Here is a 20,007-nt window from a genome sequence, read left to right on the forward strand (position 1 = left end):
ATGTCTTGTTATCAGAACCGACAGAATGCGAGCGATTTTGCCCATGCAATAAATAAATGGCGGTGCCATTTAAGGCGAAGACCCATGCGGAGGGATAATGATACTTCCGTCCAGCCATAGCTTATCGCAATGGGGGCGGCTTGCAGCGATCCTGGAAGAGGTTTGAAGCCTATGAGGACGGCTAACCACTGTCCGCCGGATAAGATTTTTGAGAGAAGCAACCAAAACAGAGGCGAAAACAGAGATGCGCACATACGGTAATGTTCGTCGCGCATCTCTGTTTTTCAGCATTGATGAAATAATGGGAGGTAGCTATGAACCATAAACTCATCCGGTACAGCATGCAAATCGCTATGATAAGACAGCTGCTGGCATTATCTTTGATTACAGAAAACGAATTTCATTTGATAAAGAACAAAACGATGCGGGATTATGGCATCATTTCGGACCTTACTTCTTGATTCGCACATTTGTCGGTCCGCCCATCTCTTATTAAACTGATGGCAAGTAAATAAGAATGGAGGACAACATCATGGCTCTTGAAGTGCAAGTGATTAAAGCAAGTCGGAAAATATCGGATCGCAACGCCGGTAAGTTATCGGATGTTCTTCGCGTCGCCCCTTATGCCCGCGTAAGTACCGACACTGAGGAGCAATTGAACAGCTACAAGTCGCAAGTCGCCTATTATACCGATCTCGTAAGCAAACGCAGCGACTGGGTGCTGGTCGATATTTATGCGGATGAAGCCATAACCGGTACACAGGTAACGAAGCGTGAGGATTTTCAACGAATGATTAACGATTGCATGGACGGGAAAATTGATATGATCATCACGAAGTCTATCTCCAGGTTTGCAAGAAACACGCTGGATACGTTGAAATACGTTCGAATGTTGAAAGAAAAAAACATCGCCGTATTTTTTGAAGACGAGAATATCAATACGCTGACGATGGACGGCGAATTGTTGCTTGTCATTCTAAGTTCCGTAGCGCAGCAGGAAGTGGAGAACATCTCCGCCAACGTAAAAAAAGGTTTGAAAATGAAAATGAAGCGCGGCGAACTGGTAGGTTTTCAAAGCTGTCTGGGATACGATTACGATGTGAATACGAAACAGATCACCGTTAATCAAGAAGAAGCCAAAATCGTCCGCTATATTTTTGAACGATATACATCGGGGATCGGCGCTTACGTTATTGCAAAGGAACTGACTGAGGCTGGACATAAAACCAAGTACGGAAGAGTCGAATGGCAGGACACAACCATTCTTGGTATCATAAAGAATGAGAAGTACAAAGGCGACTTGTTGCAAGGAAAGACATTTACCGTCGATCCCATTTCCAAGAGAAGACTGGACAATTACGGCGAGGAAGATCAGTTTTATGTCAAAAATCATCATGAGCCGATTGTCAGCGAGGAAGTATTTGAAAAGGCGCAGGACATATTGCATCGAAGAGGCGAGAATCGCCGCCGCGGCGCGAAAGGCAAGCGGGACAAGTACAGTAGAAAATTTGCTTTCAGCAGTAAGTTGGAATGTGCTTTCTGCGGAAGCAACCTCTCGCGGCGGAACTGGCACAGCGGAACCCCGCATGAAAAGGTGATTTGGCAGTGCGTGACAGCCACGAAGAAAGGGAAGAAATACTGCTCTCACAGCAAAGCTTTGGAGGAAAAGCTGATTGAGGGTGCTTTTGTCGAATCATACAAATTGGTGTGCCGCAACAATTCGGACGTGCTGGACGAGCTTATGAAAAGAATGGAATCGGTGTTTAGCGACCAGAATAATCAAAAGCGATTGAACAAAATTATCAGCGACATTCAGGCCATGGAGCAAAAACGTTGCAGACTGATTGATTTGTGCCTGGATGAGAAAATAGATAGGGCTACCTACGAACAGAAGTATGTGGAACTCGATACTTCGCTCACTAAACTGCTCGAAGAAAAGGAACAACTGGAGCAATCCGCACAAGATGAAATTGATTTGGGAAAGCGGCTTGAGCATTTCCGCAAAGTGCTTCAAACAAATGAGGTTCTGACCGCATTCGACCGAAACGTATTCGAAAGCATCGTTGATAAAGTGATTATTGGGGAGAACTCCAATCAGGAAAGTCCCGAGCCGTACAGACTGACCTTCGTCTATAAGACCGGCTTTCATAACAGCATCCAAAGCAAGATGCATAAGCAAAAAAAGTCCTTGCGAAGTGAAAGGGGGAGAGTGCCTTCCTATTCCGAGAACAACACATGTGGAGAGTGTGGCTTTGCTGATGACAACAATTTAGTCCCAACCTTCAATGAAGAGCAAAATTTTACAATACGGAGCATTCTCGAGATCTTCATTACAGGCGCCTTTTATATTATAGTAAAGCAAGACATGAACAAGGTTAAGGAACTGTGAACGTGTTTTCTGCAACTGGAGAGGTTGACCGATAAACGTCTAGAAGAAATGAGATTAGGTTTAGACTAGATGATTCGGAGTTATTGAAGATCACGCAGGAGACTAAGCAGGGGGAACATTGTATTCTTCTGAACAGTGTTGCCGAAGTAATCTTGTACGAGGGTATATTTTAAAAAAAGAAGCATCTCCTTTGTTAGTACTTAGGTGCACACGAGATCTAACAAGGATTAGCTTCTTTTTTGTTTTTGTAACAACTAAAATGGATCTCAGAATGGAGAAGGGTGCATGAGTTTGGAAAACCAAACCCAAACGGGTGTTCGCTGGCAATGTAGTGAGATATGCAGAAATTATAATGAAGTCAAGCAAAAAAACGATTATGACTTTTGGCGTACAGAAAGTAAAAAAAAGTTAAGTTCTGAAGACAAATCTTAAGGTTTAAGGGAAGGTCTAGGAGGAATAGTGTCGAATTAAGTTGTATAATAGTCTCAGTTCTATTGTCCTATGTAATTATATTTATTATGGGCAAATTGAATTGCGAAATTTATATTATTCGTGTGTGAACGTTGAGTAGTTCCGCACTGTAATGAAACAATCATCTCGAACTTGATCTAAATTACAATGGAGTGAGCGTGACGTCATGGTTTATATTTACACAACAATTGGCATGATTGTTTCGGTAGTATTTAGCGTCCTAGCGGGAGCGATTTTAAATGGATGCTTGAAAATAATTAGAATGAGAATGATCGCACCGCCGATCATGATCGTAATACTGCTGCCCCTGTTAAACCCGGAAGAACTCTGGAGCCTCTTCTTCTGCTTCGGGCTAATCATCTTGTCGTTCTGGTGCATATTACGTGCCATTTACATTCGGTTAGCACTTAAAAGTATCATCTATGCGGATGAACAAACAGACAATATGTGGAACTTTCTGTACGCGATTTACTTCTTGTTCGCTTCTTACTTAAGAGACTTCCCTTATCAGTGGATCGAACAGAATTGGCATATAAGTGTTAATCGAACGGTTATCACCGTGACGAGCTCTGCTTTGGCCTTCGCGATGATAGTTACCTGTTTAAGAGCGATTCTACGTCCATATAAGCAAATTTTGAGCCAAGTAAAGAAACCTCATCCTGTTGCTCGCACAGCGGTAATCAACTTGCTTGCAAGTATTGAGCCGAGTCGAAGATATGCTAGTTCCGTGTATATTGAGGCGATTATTGAACGATTAAAGGAAAGAAAGAAATTGTTTGAATTAGAACAGAACGAGACTAAATACCTTGTTAGCAAAAAAGCAGCTGCCGAGCATAACCTAACTGCATCAGTAGGGAAGGGACCGGAACATAATTCCTCCTATGTCTTTGTCGATGCGGGTCAAGAACAAATGCAGTCCGAAGCTAAGGTAACGAGACAAAGAGGGACTGTTCATTCGTCTGGCGGGCTTATTGATGAAGAGCGTTTCCTAGCACTTTTGAGGCAGAACTTTAATGAACATCCCTTAAAGGGACAAAGTATGGAAATGAAACGAAATTATCTACTTGTTCTTTTTGATGTACTGGAATCCCGACAGGAGTATAAAACTTACCTGACTATCCTTCACCACCAATATACGAGACTACTCGGTTTAGTTGATCAGGATGATGAGGAAGCTGCGGCACATATAGTTGAGCCTGCTAATAATCTCTATAAGTTGGAAGCCGCTTTCGGAGTGGTAAAAAAGAGACGTGTAAAGGTCAAGGGCTGGAAAATTAGTGCTTTTACATTGAAACACGCCTTATTCGGAGAGTATCTATTTCTAGGTAATGGTCTTTACGGAGATTCCATTGAGAGTCAGGTGATCCATCTTCTTGCAAAACGTCTTCGTATACGAGCAGCCGATTATGGAAGCATTGTTTCTTTTTGTACTGCTCTTAAGGAAAACGAGTTAAAATCGGCTCAATTACTTCTATTGAAATTTAGGCCTTCTTTACGAGCGCAGTTGAATCATTTGTATCAACGGGCAGTTTTAACCGATAAGATCGTTAGTCGGAAAAAGCACCGCACTACAGTTGTTGCAACGATGAGCGCAGGTAAATCGACATTCATTAATGCTTTGGCTGGGCTAACCCTCGTACCGTCTAAAAGCCAGGCCTGTACCGCAAAGATAACTACCTTGCTCGTAAATAACGAAATGGGGCATCGTTTTGGCTGCGCCGGCGACAAGGAGCAGAGAAAAACCTACGAAGGAGACCTACAATCGGATACGATCGCAGCATGGAATCAAGCAGAGGGAAGTGGAGCGTTGTATGTGGAGGGGCCCATGGCTGGGATCACAATGGATTCAGTGATCCCCGTATTCATTGATACGCCTGGAACAAATTATTCCCAGGATCCTACTCACAGCCAGATTACATACGGTTTCCTGGAGAAGAAGGAATTCGACTCCATTGTTTATCTCATTAATGCTACCCAAATCTCGACGGAAGACGATATTCGCCTTCGTAAGAAGACTCTCGAGATATGCAAAGAAGGTGGAACCAGCATCATTTTCTTGCTGAACCGCATCGACGAATTTGATTTGGAAGGCGACGATGATGTTGCTCAGTCCGTCGATCTGCTAGTCAAGGAATTGAAGGAACTAGGTGTCGAGCAGCCGAAGGTTATACCGATATCTGCTTACGCCGCTAAATTGTTTCGAATGGCAATCGCAGGCTTGAGCATGAGTAAGAAGGAGCACAAGGATTATGAGGCCTTCTGCCGATTGTTTATTGATGATGCAGTAGATCTAAGCTCGTACGCTTTCCCTGCTCAAACAGCTATTGATCCCCCATTAATAGTGGACAGGGACATAGCTGCCAGCGAGGAGAAAACATACAATAACAGTCAGCTTGAGCTTGCAATAGAACGGACAGGCATCAAATTGGTCGAGCGAATTATAGCCGATACGGCAAAACATCAAGGAGGGCAACAACTGCATGGCTCAAGTATTTTTCAAGTACAACCCGTATAAATTGGAATCTTTCATTACATATAACGACAAGAGCATTTCCGAGGATAGCAAGCTGTATCCGTTTCTAAACGAGAGATTACAAGTGTGGATGGATCGACTAGTTCCGATCTTGAAGGAAGAATGCAACGATGATGCAATTCATATCCGCTTCCATGGTACATTTCTTGATTACCAGGATTTGTACGGGACGGTGATGGAAACTGACGAGGACGTATCCTTCACAATCGAGCATATTCCTGCCGTGGAGTCGACTGATAAATTCCGCGAGTTGACACAGTTGTTTGACGAAATGCTGGACGGTCCTTTCGAGGATCTAAAGGATGAACAAATTCAAGAGAATTTCAAAAAAGCGCTTGGCTCTGAGTTTGAGGTGAGCGTGATCGCAACTATGAGCTCTGGAAAATCCACCTTGATTAATGCCATGCTAGGCCAGGAGTTTGTACCGGCCAAGAACGAAGCATGTACGGCGACAATCACTCGTATACGGGATACAGATGGTATGACTGGCTTTACGGCAGTTTGCCTGGATAAGGATAAGAATGTATTGCTTGAGGAACAGTCTATTGATTTAGATATGATGAAGCAGTTCAATGAAGATGAAAGGATATCTTATATCGAAGTTAAAGGCGATATTCCTTTTATCCATACCCGCAAGGCGAATCTGATTATGGTCGATACACCGGGACCGAACAATTCACGTAATTCTGATCACCGCGATCACACCTATCGAATTATTAAAAACGAAGCCAAGCCAATGGTGCTTTATGTGCTCAATGCGACACAACTTGCTACCGATGACGACAATAATCTTCTTCGAAGCGTCGCTGAAGCTATGAGCGTTGGGGGCAAGCAGTCAAAAGATAGGTTCATATTCGCAGTTAATAAAATTGATCAGTACGATACGGAGCGTTCGGATAGTATTGACGATGCACTGAAAAATATACGAGAATACCTCTCTCAATACGGGATCGAGAATCCGAATGTATTCCCTATATCGGCAGAGATGGCAAAGGTGATTCGTCTTCACCAACGGGGCGTTGCACTGACTCGTAAACAAGAGAAGACGCTCGCGGACTACGATTTGTTTAACGATATGCCGCAGCTTCACATGACACGGTATGCGAAGCTTCCCGAGGCACGGAAAAAGGAAATTGAAGATCGAGCGCGTCAAGCCAGGCAGCATGGCAACGTTTACGAAGAAGCTCTTATCCATACAGGTGTTCCTGCGATCGAAGAAGCGATTAATGAATACCTGGAAAAGTATGCAGTTACGGCCAAGGTCAAAAATGCAGTCGATACGTTTCGCAAGAAAGTGGAAGAAAAGCGCATGCTGGATCAGCTCCTAAAAGAAATTGAACATAACCATGGGGAGCAAGAGAAATTAAATGAACGCATGAAACACGTCGAGACGCAATTAAATGAAGGAAAGGCCATGGAGAAATTCAAGGAGAAGATCCAAAATCTATCCTTTGACGCTAAAAATTCCCGCATCAAAGATCTTCGCAAAAAAGTTGAATTGACCCTTAAAGGGAGGTCTTCGGAGAAGATGACCGTTAACGAAGTCGAGGCTGCCATGTCTAAGCTGATCCGGAGTATTCATAACCTTCAAAGCGATGTAACCACCGAGCTTGAAAAGCTGGTTAACGAGGAGCTTCGAAATGATGCGGAACGCTTGCTGGGTGAATATACCTCGTACATTCAAAGTCTTCTACAGGATAATGACTTAAGTGTTGGCCGTTATTCCGGTAAAAGCCGGAAGTTTGTTCTCGGTGATCTGCCTGACGGAGACGATCTTATCCAGGCCTACAAAAAGACGGAGAAGGAGAAGGTCGGCGAGGAATGGGTGAAGAACGAAAATAAAAAGTTTTATAAGCCGTGGACCTGGTTCCAAAAAAGTGGTGAGTACAAGCCGATCTATGAAGACAGAGAATATGTCAATGGTGAGCTGGTGTTTGATGAATATTTGAAACCGGTTCGCGGGGAGTTTTATGAAAACCTTGAGTATGCAGAGCAACAATTGAAAGAGGAGTCTAGAAAGCTGAAGGCTTTCTTTCTGGAAGAGCTCAACAAGCTGGAGCAGGTGATAAAGAAAAAGGTTGTTGAACTAAAGACGTTGACTGGAGACAGCCGCGTATTGGAATCGAGAATTAATGAAGATCACCAGAAGATGACTTGGTTAAACAGCTTTATTGTGAAGCTAGATTCGATACTTGAAATTTAAGGATGGGTAGATATGTGGACAACAAACGCTTATTTGCAGGAAGCGATTTCTAAAAAAAATAATATTCGGATTCGTAATGAGCTGTGCAGCATTATTCATAAGGATCCCATTTTCCGTACCGGCGATTTCGAAACAGCTCTTCAATATGTGAAGCGTTATATACCAGATGTGGTCCAAGTGCATGATAACCTTCCCTTTTCGGGCCGTGAACATTGGAATGATGAGTATTGGGCGCTAGTTGTCTCGGAACTCATGGATAACTTTTCGATGGAACGGATCGAGCATGTGAAGCAAATTGGACGTCATCTTCATGGATGGTCTACGCCGGCTCAAGGAGTCCCTCAGCCAAAAGGCAGCAATCTTGAACAAGCGGGAGCCCAACCGTCAGCACAGAGATCTAATGTGGGAGCGGGACTACGATCTTCCAGGCCTGTTTCATCAACTTATCAGCCAAGAACTCGCGCAGCTTTCACCAGCAGCAACTATTCCCGAAGCAGAGGAACAGCGCAAAAAAAGATTGGAGCCGCCGCGATAGCAGCAGGGGTTGTAATAGCGGGAACGGCGGCAATCGGATTCAAGAAGACGATTCTCGTGGCTGGGGCGGCGGCACTGATCGGCGGAGCATATCTAATCTTGAAGAGCAGAAATCGCTAGGTTCAAATTCTATCAGGGCAAAGAACCAGGCATTATATGATAACAGCTTGAAACTAGCACAGGTGAAATTCGGCGAACGCGGAGGGAATACGAATGGACAAGCTTGATATTCGGCAAGAGGAGCAGCTTAAGCAATCCTTCGACATGGCCGATCACATCGTGATGAAGAAGTATCTTTCTGAATTGACAGACTATGAAATTGTTCCGATGGACGAACATAAACGGTTGCAAGAAATTGGCGACACGGTACGCGTTTATAAGCTAGGGAAGATTGTCTATGACCAAAAAGAAGTTGTTCTGGATAAGCTCACCACGGTATATAATGCACTGGCTGGCAGTAAAGGCTCGCTCATCATTGTCATTACAAGTGACGGTGCCCATACGGAATTCTACATGGGAACCAAGGCGGAAGCCAATCCCGGAACTCTTGCAGCTTGCCAGAATACGCTTGAGAAAGCATTTAAAGGAAATTTTCCAGGCAGCGAGTTAATTAGACTTAAGAATAAACAGGCAAAGGAAGTTATGGACGGCCTCTTTCATTCATCTTATGAAAGCAACCTGAATCCGGTTTCCGCCGTTTCTGGCGTTGCGTCTTTACGGAATCATGACAAGAATTATTTTGTTCAAGGCATTGAAAATTTGCTGGATGCCATGAGGGGGGAGAAGTTTTCCGTCGTCTATGTAGCTGATCCGGTATCTCATAGCCGTCTGGATGATATCCGCAGCGGCTACGAGAACCTATATACACAGCTTTCTCCTTTTGCAGCGAGCGATCTTCAGTTCAGCACAAATGAAAATACGGCAGTTACGGAAGGGCTGACTACAGGGTTCTCCGAAACAGTTACGGAGAGCCTCTCCAAGACCAATGCGACAACGGAGAACAACAGCCGTACCTCGAATCAATCTTCGAATAGCGGGCGCAACATCATAACGACCTCATTTGCAAGATTAATTGGAGGGAAGACCAGCACCTCCAGCAGCGATGGTCTTACAACCGGATACTCATCTACGCAAACAGAAGCGTCAACAAACGGTACATCGACGATGAATTCCACACAAGAATCAACCTCTAAAGCGATCAGCGAGGGCACAGGGAGAAGCCTGCAGCTTAAAATGACGAACAAAGCGGTACAATCGCTTCTTGAACGCATTGACGATCAGTTGAACCGGCTAAAGAAGTCAGAGGATCTGGGCCTTTGGAACTGTGCCGCATATTTTATTGCAGAAGATGCTCAAACCGCGAAAATCGCCGCAAACACTTATAAATCACTGATGCGCGGCGATAATTCTGCGGTGGAAAGTGCAGTCGTTAATACGTGGGACAATAAGAATAAGGCAAATCTTATTCAAGTTACAAATTATGTTAGAAAATTGAGCCATCCGATTATCAATTTGGGCAGTAAATATGAGGGATTCGCACAGCAGGTGACCCCGGGAACGCTTGTAAACGGCTCTGAGCTGGCCATACAGGTTGGATTACCAATGAAGTCCATTGCTGGTCTACCGGTTATTGAAGCCGCTGAATTTGGGCGCAATGTGACAACCTACCAATCTCAAGACTCTAAGCGATCCATTGCATTAGGGCATATTTTTCACATGGGAACTGCCGAGCCGACAACAGTTGAGCTGGATGTGGACAGCCTAGCTATGCATACCTTCGTAACCGGATCAACCGGCTCGGGAAAATCAAATACAATCTATCAGCTGCTTGATAAGGTGAACCGGAAAGACGTTCGTTTTCTTGTTATTGAACCGGCCAAAGGTGAGTATAAGCATGTGTTTGGCGGACGGGAAGATGTGCGGGTTTTAGGGACTAACGCCGCAGTATCTGAGGTGCTTCGGATTAATCCGTTTGCATTTCCGGATGACATCCATGTTCTTGAGCATTTAGATCGATTGATTGAAATCTTCAATGCCTGCTGGCCGATGTACGCAGCGATGCCGGCGGTATTAAAGGAAGCAATTGAAACTGCTTATATAAAATGTGGCTGGGACCTAGAGGAGTCTGTTAATTATAGCGGCTGCAATGTCTTTCCGAGCTTCTCTACGCTTTTGGAGGTGCTTCCGGATACCATCCGTTCCTCAGAATATTCGCAAGAGGTGAAGAGCAACTATACCGGTGCACTAGTCACACGCGTTAAATCCATGACCAACGGGATTAATGGACGAATTTTTTCGGGTCAAGAAACTGAAGAAGCCGCGTTGTTTGACGGGAACTGTATCGTCGATTTAAGTCGAGTTGGCTCATCCGAAACGAAAGCCTTAATTATGGGCGTGCTTGTCATGCGACTTCAAGAATACCGATCCGTGAACTCCAATGGCATGAACAGCAGCTTGAAGCACGTCACAGTAATTGAAGAGGCTCACAATCTGCTTAGACGTACTTCTATTGAGCAGTCCCAGGAAGGAAGCAATCTGCAAGGGAAAGCCGTTGAAATGCTGGCCAATGCTATTGCTGAAATGCGAACCTATGGCGAAGGCTTTATCATTGCGGATCAATCACCTAATCTGCTCGATATGTCGGTCATTCGGAATACAAATACCAAAATTATTTTAAGACTGCCGGATGCACAGGATCGTACTCTTGTAGGACATGCTGCGAATTTGGATGATCAGCAGATTGCGGAGCTGGCCAAACTGCGTGTAGGTGTTTCTGCAATCTATCAGAATAACTGGCTGCAACCGGTTCTCTGTTTAGTTGAGTCCTTCGAAGGTGCGAAGCCTTACATTTTCGAGCCGGCAGCCATTACAAAGAAACAAACTGACCGAAAAATGCTAGGACAAATTACACATCTTCTCTTGGCGGGAAGAATAGGCAAGAAGCCAGATCAGCTGGATGTTGAGCCTTTGCTCGATTGGCTGACCGAACAGTCCATTGATCTAAAGGCCAAAACTTCTATTGAGAACCAACTGCAGCAATGGGTCCATCAAGGGAAGATGGATGTATGGAAACAAGAGGAATTCGTTTTGTTGTCGACTTTGGTAACGGCTTTATATGATGGAAAGCGAATCATTGCTTCTTCGCGCAAAGCTGCAGATATGCGTGCGTGGCACGAAGACATCCTGCATTCTATACGCTCCATGTCTGAACTTTCGCTGCATGAGTCTACTGAAAATGCTGTAATACAATGCTTGTTAAGAGACGGTGCTTCCGAGGATGAAGAAGCGAAGCAATTTTATTTCTTATGGGTGGAAGACGTGAATGGGAGGGCGATCATGTGATTGCAGAAATCATGACTACACTTTCAGAAAGTGTCAAAGAGGCTTCTGAGGAGATTGGAAAGGAGGGCTTCTCGGGGAATTCGAACATTCCTGAGTTTGCCAAAGGGGCCAAAGCGAAGTCTGTTACAAGCTTTGAAGCGGCAGATCAACCGCTGCGAGGTGAGTTAGCCATAGATAGCGTTGAATCTGCTGAGAAGACTGAGCAAGTAGTGAAAACTCCTTCAGAGCAGCTAGACGGTGGAGAGAAGTCGCAGATTGATCTTAATCGTGAGCATGGAGACCTTCGAGAAGCTGCGGTACATGAGGAGCTTACCCAACTGTATCCGGCAGAAAACTACGAGGTCATTCCTGAGCAATACTTAAGAGACAGCGAAGGTCGGATCGTGAAGGATGCGGAGACAGGAGAGGCTAGACGAGTTGATTTTGTGGTGGTTAAAGACGGAGAAGTCGTTCGCTCCATTGAAGTGACATCCGAGACAGCTTCCAAAGATGCGCAATTGGCAAAGGAAGGCCGCATCCGGGAGCAGGGCGGAGAATGGATAAGGAACCCTGAGACAGGAGAGCTTTGCAAATACGGCGAAGATGTTAATACCGAAGTGTGGAGGCGAGCGTAATGCGAAAAATAACGGTTTATGATAAAGCATCGTGGCATCTGGAAGGTACACAATTGACCGGGTTGGAACATCTAAAGGTTGTAATGGATTGGCTGAAACAGCATAATTTGCTCTCCGATGCCGGATTGGAAGTTTATGAGCTTGGGGTAGACCAAGAATTCTCACTGACTTCAGAAATGGTCACGGATGAAGGGAAAAAACTGCTTGACGAAAACTACAAGGATTGGACAAGAGTAATTTCGCCTAATTACATTTCGTGCGAATTGCTTGATCATGCATTATCATCCATAGGCCTTGATTCAACAAAGGCAATGGAATAACTGAAACAAGTTTTAGGAGAGTACGTGTTGTGACCATGGGCAGATCATTGCCCTTGGTCATTTTTAATATCAACTGTTTAAGAGCCGTATAGGCAGCATATTACATTAAAGGGGAGATACAGAAATCCTATTAGCCTTGATAGTATAAGCCAGGAAGGAAATTGCTCCTCGATATAGAAACTAATAATTACTGAGAAATAGAACTAATTACCTAGGAGAGTCATATGATCGACAAAGTCATTCGTATTTTTAATATCATTAATGCTATCCAAGCTAATCCAGGCATTTCTGCTGCGGATTTGGCGCTAAAATGTGACGTTAACATCCGAACTATCTACCGAGACCTGGATGTATTGTCTTTAATTGCTCCTGTTACGAATGAGAAACGAGGGACGGGCTATCGCTTTATGGGCAAGTTCTTTTTGTATCCGCTCAATTTTACGGAGCAAGAAGCGCTCGCATTTTCCTTATTGCCGTCGGTTTTGGATATGGACAAACTGCCTCCCGGGTTTGACACGGCCTATGACAAAGTGATGGGGACGCATTTGAAGGAAAAGTCCAAGCAAAACAGCATCATTGAGGATATCGCTGATGTCATTCAAATGGGGACGCCGGCTTATCGTCAGGAAAGTCCTAATTTTTTGCAGCCGGTGATTCAAGCGATTTTGGAAAAAAGAACGCTCTATACCATCTACCATACGCAATATCGGGACGAAACGACGGAACGCCATGTAGATCCCTATTTCCTCGTTCCGCGGAAACAAGGGTTATATTTGATCGGTTATTGTCATTTGAAGCAAGCAATCCGAACTTTCCGGATCAGCCGTTTTCAGCAGGTTGAACTTACCGCGGGAACTTTCGATAAAGGGGATTTTAATCTCAAACAGTACCTAAAAAACACCTGGTCGATTGATCGCGGAGAGAAGAATACGCGCTTTAAAGTACGATTTTCTCCGGAAGTAGCTCGTTACATTAAGGAAGAGGAGCTGTTCGTCCAGCCTTGGATGAAGGATTTGAAGGACGGAAGCCTGTTATTTGAAGTTACCGTCAATAATGAAAAGGAATTTCTCATGTGGATTCAGCAGTACGGCCCGGCGGCGGAAATTTTGGAACCGGCTTCAGCCAGGGAGACTTTAAAACAACAGTTAACTGACTGGCTGGCCCTATATAATTCAGACGTTGAGGTGCGGAGTTAGCTGCATGGTAGATGATCAAGACATGTAAACTATTAGAACTGTACTGGGGGATTAAACTGGGCAGTTCTTTTTTTTACAAGTATCGAACGTTTATTCGCTGACAAGGTGAAGACATCTGAGAAGAGTATGATGATCCATAATGTATAGCAAGCTGGAGGTGTGTTTCATGGACTCAAACGTTTCGAAGCATCTGTATGAACGATGTAAGGAACAGCCTTTCCTCAAAAAAGTAATCGTGGCCAGGAGCTTTGCGCAGGGGGAGCAGTGGCTGTCCAGAATGTGTAAAGAAAACGGACCGTTGATGAACGTAGAAGCAACAACATTGGAGTCTTTGATTGTCCGAAATGCCAAATCGGAGCTCTCGCGCCGACAGATTCGGCTGCTTAACCGGGATCAAGGCTATTGGCTTGTATATGAACTGATGTTAACACGTATGCCTGAAAATAACGGGTATGTTTCCAGAGAAAGCGTAACAGCAGGGATCGTAGAACGATTCCGCTGCGCGTTGCAAGAGTTGAGGTTAGCAGGAATTAAGGCGGTGCAATTAAATCCGTTAGATTTCGAAAATCCGTCCAAGGGGCGTTATGTTATCAATTTGTTAAGCTTGTATGAGCAGGAGCTCGCACGGCGTTCATGGATGGATTTGACCGGGTTGTCAGACTTGCTGCCAGAAGGCGATCCAGAGGCGGTAGAATACCTGATTTCGAGTTTTCATTACGAATCACTTAGCCGGATGGAGCGAGAGATGCTAGATCGTTTGTCTGAAAACAAGCTTTATATATGGCAGGAAGGGCGGCTATTCCCGCAATGCTTGACTCAACATGACCGCAGACAAATTCATATGTTTAGGGCGGCGGGTACACTAGCGGAGGCACGGGAAGTCATCAGAAGAATTTACTTGCAAGAGGTGCCATTCGATCAAGCAGAGCTGATCCTTTCGGATTATGCCGGCAGTTATGTTGCGATACATACCTTAATGGAATATTTGAACATTCCGAGTACTTTTTCTCAAGGGATTTCTGCGTCATTTTCGGGCTTAGGAAGGGCCGCCATAGCTTATCTGGAGTGGCTGGATTCGGGCTTCAGAGTGGAGGTGGTAATCCAGGCTTTTCGTAACGGAATTTTATCAACTCGATCGTTAGAAAAGGGAGAATTGAATATGACTCCCCTGCAGCTTGTACGCCTGCTGGAACAAAGCGGGATTGGATGGGGGCGAGAACGCTATGAATTATTGGATCATTACGTTGAGCAATTAGGCAATCCAGAACATGCCGCAGCATGCACAGCCTGGTCGTTACTATTCAAGGATTTGCTGATACGGCTGCCGGAGGATCGTAACTGGTCGGTGCAAGATGTGCTCGAAGGTCTGGTTCATTTTTTGGAAAATTGCGCGAATACCGTTGATGTACACGATCATTCAGTTTTAGCTTCATTAAAGGAACTGCGGGATGGTTTAATCTTATTGGAGCCCACCGCCATATCCAGCGAGTCGGCAGTTCGTTACGTCAAAGATGCGGTGATGAACCTGTGCGTCAAGCAAGCTCCTCCGCAAAGTGGACATCTTCATATTTCCTCTTTGGAGAACGGGGGAGAGTCGGGCCGAACGCATACGTTTATTTTGGGCATGAATGATGAGGCTTGGTCATTTTCCATGAAAGAAGATCCGATCCTGTTGGACGAAGAAAAGGAACGGATTGGCGGGTTGCGGACCATGGCGGAATCCGTGAAACAGGCTCAACAGGAAAGAGCCGCTAGGCTGGGCGGTATTGGCGGATATGTGAGCCTAAGTTACAGCAGCTATGACCCTGTAAACCAGCAAGACAATTACGCCGCTTTTGAATTGCTTCAAGTTTGCCGCGGGTACACGGGAAATGAAGATATGGATTTTTCGGAAATGAATACTCTTCTAGGTATACCTGCTGGATTTATGGCCCGGCACGAGGATCGCAATAAGGATGAGTTAAGAAACCGGCTTGACTGGTCGGACTTCTGGCTGGGACGGTTGGTCGTGGATGGCAAAGTTCTTCTTGCCGAGGAAACGCTACATACGGTGTTTTCATATTTGATCGGGGCAAGGAAAGAAGGGCAAGAGAATTTGTTGACCGAAGCTGACGGTCTTATTCAACCGCGTGGAGAATTGGCGATTCGTTACCGGGGCAACTCCGGAATCCACCTAAGTGTTACGGAATTGGAGCGGTATGCAGAATGTCCGAAACGGTTCTTCTATGGTTCAGTTTTAAAAGTCAGAGAAAAGGACACCCCGGTCTTCGATCGCAATATTTGGCTCGGTCCTGCCGATCGTGGAAACCTGCTCCATGCGATTTATTACCGGTATTTAAAAGAAAGGGCCGACTTTCATCTAGTGGATGCGGTTGGAGAGCGTATGTTACTGCATGATTACTCCCGGCTCGAACACATTACCGATGAAATCATCAGCGAATATAGGCGTCTTATTCCGCCCCCATCCCCCCATGTGTTTGAACAGGAATGTGAGGCGATTCGTCAAGACGTGGACGTGTTTTATCAAATGGAGCTCAAACGTCAAACGTTGCCGAAATGGTTCGAGTTATCGCTTTCGACAGATGGGCATCCTTTAGAAGTGGTATTGGACAGTGAAACAGTTTTATATATGAAGGGATTCGTTGACCGGGTGGATGAGCTGCGTCCCCACGAATATAAAATTTACGACTACAAAACCGGTAATCCCCGAAAATACGAAGAAAATGCCTATTTCGCAGGAGGGACGCAACTTCAACACGCGTTGTACTCGGTGGCAGTTGAGCAGTACCTTCGACAAACCGGGCTGGATCCGGAAGCGAAAGTGATCGAGTCGGCTTATTATTTTCCGACAGAACGGGGAAAAGGCGAGGAAGTACGAAGAGTGCAAAACCGCAAGCCTGAGCTGGTTCAATTAGTGAAACGTCTGCTTGATTCCATCGAGTCAGGTATATTTCTAGGAACGCCCCATGCCGACTCATGCAGATGGTGCGCTTACAAGCCGGTTTGCGGCAATCAAGCGGATCTCGTCAAGGCGAAATGGGAGAATGAACAAAATGAACTGCTTTTGGCCTGGAAAGAGGTGAACGCCTATGCTTAACGATCAAATCGTGCGTGAGCGGATCTCATCTGATCTGGACACGACCTTTCTGGTGGAGGCTGGCGCCGGATCCGGAAAAACGACGTCGCTCGTCGGCCGCATGTTGGCCACGATCGAGTCCGGCAAAGCCAAAGTTGAGCAAATAGCGGCGATTACGTTTACCCGCAAAGCGGCGGATGAATTGCGCAGCCGATTCCGGCTGGAAGTCGAGAAGCGAATCAGAACCGCAAGCAACCCCGAGTTAGAGAGGCTCGAGACGGCGTTGAAAGAAATCGATCGATGCTATATCGGGACGATCCACGCTTTTTGCGGGAGACTGCTTAGGGAACGGCCTATCGAGGCCTGTGTCGACCCGATGTTTCGGGAACTGGAAGAAGAAGAGGCATTGGCATTGCAGGATCAGTGCTGGGATGAGTATCTAATGCAACTGAAAAGTCGGGATGAGGATTTGTTGGTTCCTGAATTGGAAGAGTTGCATGTTCAGATAGAGGAACTGAAAGAGGTATACCGTAAAGTGTCCGGGTACCGTGATGTGCAGGTACAAACTGCCCCTAGTCTCCGACCGGATTTCGATGTGATTCGCTTGTCGCTTCCCGGGCTGATTGAAGCCGCTTACCCCTACATTCCAACGGTCCAGCCCGAAAAGGGCTGGGACAATTTGCAGTTAATGATCAAAGAGGGCAGGCGGGAAATTACGCTCCACGGGCTCGAGGAGGATCGGCGCATACTGCAGCTTGCATTTCTTTTTGAACGAAGTATCAAGGTAGTGCAAAGCCGTTGGACGGATAAATCGACGGGCAAAGTGATTCAGGAACGGTTTCAGGATTGGCAGGTGACCGTGCTTTTTCCTTTTTTGAACGCCTGGCGCGAGTACTTATACCCCAGGCTGATAGAGCAGGTGCTCCCTGCCATCCGCTTTTGCGAGCAAAGGCGGAATCAACTCGGGGTTATGGATTTTCAGGATTTGTTGATGCGTGCGGCCAAACTGCTTCGGGAACACCGGCATGTCAGGGAGTACTTCGGCCGCAAGTACACTCGTTTGTTCGTCGATGAATTTCAGGATACAGACCCGATTCAGGCGGAGATCATGTTTCGGTTGACGGGGGGCGATACAGCGGAAAACGATTGGCGAAAATTGACGCCGAAACCCGGCTCCTTGTTTGTAGTCGGGGACCCGAAGCAGTCGATTTACCGTTTCCGAAGGGCCGATATTTCCATCTATAATTTTGTAAAAAACAAGCTTGCCGTGTGCGGCGAATGCGTACAGTTAACGTCAAATTTCCGTTCAGTTCATGCGATCGGGCAGTTTGTAAATTCGGAATTCCGGCCGAGATTTCCGGAGCGGGAAACGGAGCATCAGGCGGCCTATGCCGAGATGGAGACCCAGATGCCAAATCCGAATCCGAATGATTGGAACGGAAAATTTACGGGGGTCTTGCATGGCACAGCAGTAATAACCCACGAAAAAATGTCCGGCGGCAAAGCGGCGATCGCTGAGGCAGACGCCAACCGGATTGCCCGCTATATTGCCTGGGCCTGTGCCGGGAATTTGCAGATTCAAGAGCGGTCTGGGGAAGGTTATGTCTACCGCCAGGCTGTACCGGGGGATTTTCTTGTTTTGCTGAAGCAAAAAGAATTTTTACCGTTGTATGCCGAATACCTGGAGCTTTACGGTGTACCTGCGGTTACTGCCGGAGGAGCCCCGGTATATGAGGAAATCGGCATACTTGTGCTGCTGGCCCAGTGTTTGAATGATCCGAATGATAAAATAGCGTTGTTAGCCGCCATTCGGGGGATCTTCGGGGTTACTGACAATGCGCTCTATCATTACAAAATGGAAGGCTTTCCACTCACTTATCTCTTTTTACCGGAGCGTGAGAAGGTTTCAGTTATTTCTATATCTGTTTTTGATGCGCTGGAGCGTTTGGCCCGATACCGTAGGCAAGTTGGGCTGCTACCTGCCTGGGCGGCCATGATGTCGATCGTAGAAGATCTTGGCTTGCTGCCGCTTGCGGTGGGGAGACAAGGGGGACTTGGCCGGGCGGGGACCGTATTGCAGTTGCTACAAAAAGTTCATTCCGATTTGCGAGCGTCGGCGGGATGGGCGGAATTGACCGCTCTGCTCTTTAATTTCGCTGAGGAAGGCAAGCTAGAGGGAAGTCATTTGCTCGCCGGGCAGCAGAATGCGGTGCGTTTAATGAATTTGCATAAAGCGAAGGGATTGGAGGCTTCCGTTGTATTTTTGGCTGCTCCTTGCGGCAATTCGGATCACGACGCATCCGAGTATGTCGACCGAAGCGGGCCGGAAGCTCTGGGGCATTTCGTGATTTCCCGAAAAAGAGGATATCAGAAGGAAATCATTGCACAGCCCCCAGGATGGAAAGAGCTTGCAGAAAGGGAAAGGGTGTATATGCTCGCCGAACAGGATCGGCTGCTGTATGTCGCGGCAACACGCGCGAAGCAATTGCTCGTCATCAGTCGGTATCCTGACAAACCGGCGATCGATCCGTGGAGCGGATTTGCAGAAAGTTTGCGGAAGGCGCCGGAACTGGAGGATGTCGAGTGGGAACCCGTCTTGCCCGAGGCATACCGGGGGGGAGCGGATGATGAAGGCAAGGAACAACTCGACATTGGGAGTAAAGGAGAAAGCGTACGGGAGAAACTTTCCATTCCGACCTACCGTTCCGCATCCGTCACGGAGTTAGCCAAACATGCAGGGACTCAACCGCCAAGGCCTTTAGAGGGGAGAGGCCTGGCATTCGGCAGTACGGTTCACCGCTCGATCGAGCTATTAGGCAAGGGGCGGGGCATGGATGAACTCGACGCTTATATTGCAGTCATCGCTGAAGAGGAAGGGCTCGATTCCCGCTTCATGCGGGAAGTGAAAAACATGCTTGAGGAAGTGAAAGAAAGTCAGATTTGGAGACGTGCCCTTGCCGCCAACACGATGCTTCAAGAGCTCCCCTTTCGAACGATGATGATTGATGTGGTAAATGCAAGAAACATTTTGAATGGCGATCTAGGGGGGAATGAGCCGAATGGCAAAGCACCCGACCTGCTGCTCAAAGGGGTTGTGGATCTCCTGTTTGAAGAAGAGGACGGCTGGGTCATTGTGGACTTTAAAACCGATATGTACGTAGATGGACAACTGGGGTTGTTTTCTGACTTTTACCGTCCGCAGGTACAAGCCTACGCATCTGAACTGGAGCGTGCGTTTGGTCTCAAGGTAAAAGAGCAAGGGCTGTATTTTTTGCACGGGAACGAATACGTCACTTTGTAAAACATAAAAAAGGGGCCCTTTTATTTAG

Annotated in this window: 12 protein-coding genes; all 12 read left to right on the forward strand. The window is 46.2% G+C overall.

Annotated features, from left to right (window positions below; all coding sequences use genetic code 11):
• Window positions 1-314 precede the first annotated feature (314 nt).
• The 12 genes from ACSFXJ_RS05090 to ACSFXJ_RS05145 all read left to right on the forward strand — a co-directional run bounded on the left by ACSFXJ_RS05090 (window position 315) and on the right by ACSFXJ_RS05145 (window position 19,979).
• Window positions 315-461, forward strand: a complete 147-nt coding sequence (locus ACSFXJ_RS05090) for a hypothetical protein (RefSeq protein ID WP_054796018.1) — start codon at window positions 315-317, stop codon at window positions 459-461.
• Window positions 462-532: 71 nt separating this feature from the next.
• Window positions 533-2,389, forward strand: a complete 1,857-nt coding sequence (locus tag ACSFXJ_RS05095; RefSeq protein ID WP_435924129.1) for a recombinase family protein — start codon at window positions 533-535, stop codon at window positions 2,387-2,389.
• Between the two features lie 285 nt (window positions 2,390-2,674).
• On the forward strand, window positions 2,675-2,821 hold the full coding sequence (locus ACSFXJ_RS05100) for a hypothetical protein (protein WP_435924130.1): 147 nt from the start codon (window positions 2,675-2,677) through the stop codon (window positions 2,819-2,821).
• A 205-nt stretch (window positions 2,822-3,026) separates the two neighbouring features.
• A complete protein-coding gene (locus ACSFXJ_RS05105) occupies window positions 3,027-5,375 on the forward strand; it encodes a dynamin family protein (protein ID WP_435924131.1) in 2,349 nt (782 codons plus the stop codon).
• Window positions 5,341-7,596, forward strand: a complete 2,256-nt coding sequence (locus tag ACSFXJ_RS05110; protein WP_435924132.1) for a dynamin family protein — start codon at window positions 5,341-5,343, stop codon at window positions 7,594-7,596. Before ACSFXJ_RS05105 ends, ACSFXJ_RS05110 begins: the two co-directional genes overlap by 35 nt.
• A 12-nt stretch (window positions 7,597-7,608) precedes the next feature.
• Window positions 7,609-8,250 carry a hypothetical protein gene (locus tag ACSFXJ_RS05115; protein ID WP_435924133.1) on the forward strand — a complete coding sequence of 214 codons (642 nt, stop codon included), beginning with the start codon at window positions 7,609-7,611 and terminating at the stop codon, window positions 8,248-8,250.
• A gap of 93 nt (window positions 8,251-8,343) precedes the next feature.
• A complete protein-coding gene (locus tag ACSFXJ_RS05120) occupies window positions 8,344-11,472 on the forward strand; it encodes a helicase HerA domain-containing protein (RefSeq protein ID WP_435924134.1) in 3,129 nt (1,042 codons plus the stop codon).
• Complete coding sequence (locus tag ACSFXJ_RS05125) at window positions 11,469-12,086, forward strand: hypothetical protein (RefSeq protein ID WP_435924135.1); 618 nt, start codon at window positions 11,469-11,471, stop codon at window positions 12,084-12,086. Before ACSFXJ_RS05120 ends, ACSFXJ_RS05125 begins: the two co-directional genes overlap by 4 nt.
• Window positions 12,086-12,406, forward strand: coding sequence for a hypothetical protein (locus ACSFXJ_RS05130; protein WP_435924136.1), 321 nt, complete (start codon window positions 12,086-12,088; stop codon window positions 12,404-12,406). Before ACSFXJ_RS05125 ends, ACSFXJ_RS05130 begins: the two co-directional genes overlap by 1 nt.
• Window positions 12,407-12,630: 224 nt before the next feature.
• Window positions 12,631-13,602, forward strand: coding sequence for a helix-turn-helix transcriptional regulator (locus ACSFXJ_RS05135; protein WP_435924137.1), 972 nt, complete (start codon window positions 12,631-12,633; stop codon window positions 13,600-13,602).
• A gap of 139 nt (window positions 13,603-13,741) precedes the next feature.
• A complete protein-coding gene (locus ACSFXJ_RS05140; RefSeq protein WP_435924138.1) occupies window positions 13,742-16,699 on the forward strand; it encodes a PD-(D/E)XK nuclease family protein in 2,958 nt (985 codons plus the stop codon).
• Window positions 16,692-19,979 carry a UvrD-helicase domain-containing protein gene (locus ACSFXJ_RS05145; RefSeq protein WP_435924139.1) on the forward strand — a complete coding sequence of 1,096 codons (3,288 nt, stop codon included), beginning with the start codon at window positions 16,692-16,694 and terminating at the stop codon, window positions 19,977-19,979. Before ACSFXJ_RS05140 ends, ACSFXJ_RS05145 begins: the two co-directional genes overlap by 8 nt.
• The last annotated feature ends 28 nt before the right edge of the window (window positions 19,980-20,007 follow it).

This window comes from Paenibacillus salivarius (assembly GCF_051307165.1).
Lineage (GTDB): Bacteria > Bacillota > Bacilli > Paenibacillales > Paenibacillaceae > Fontibacillus.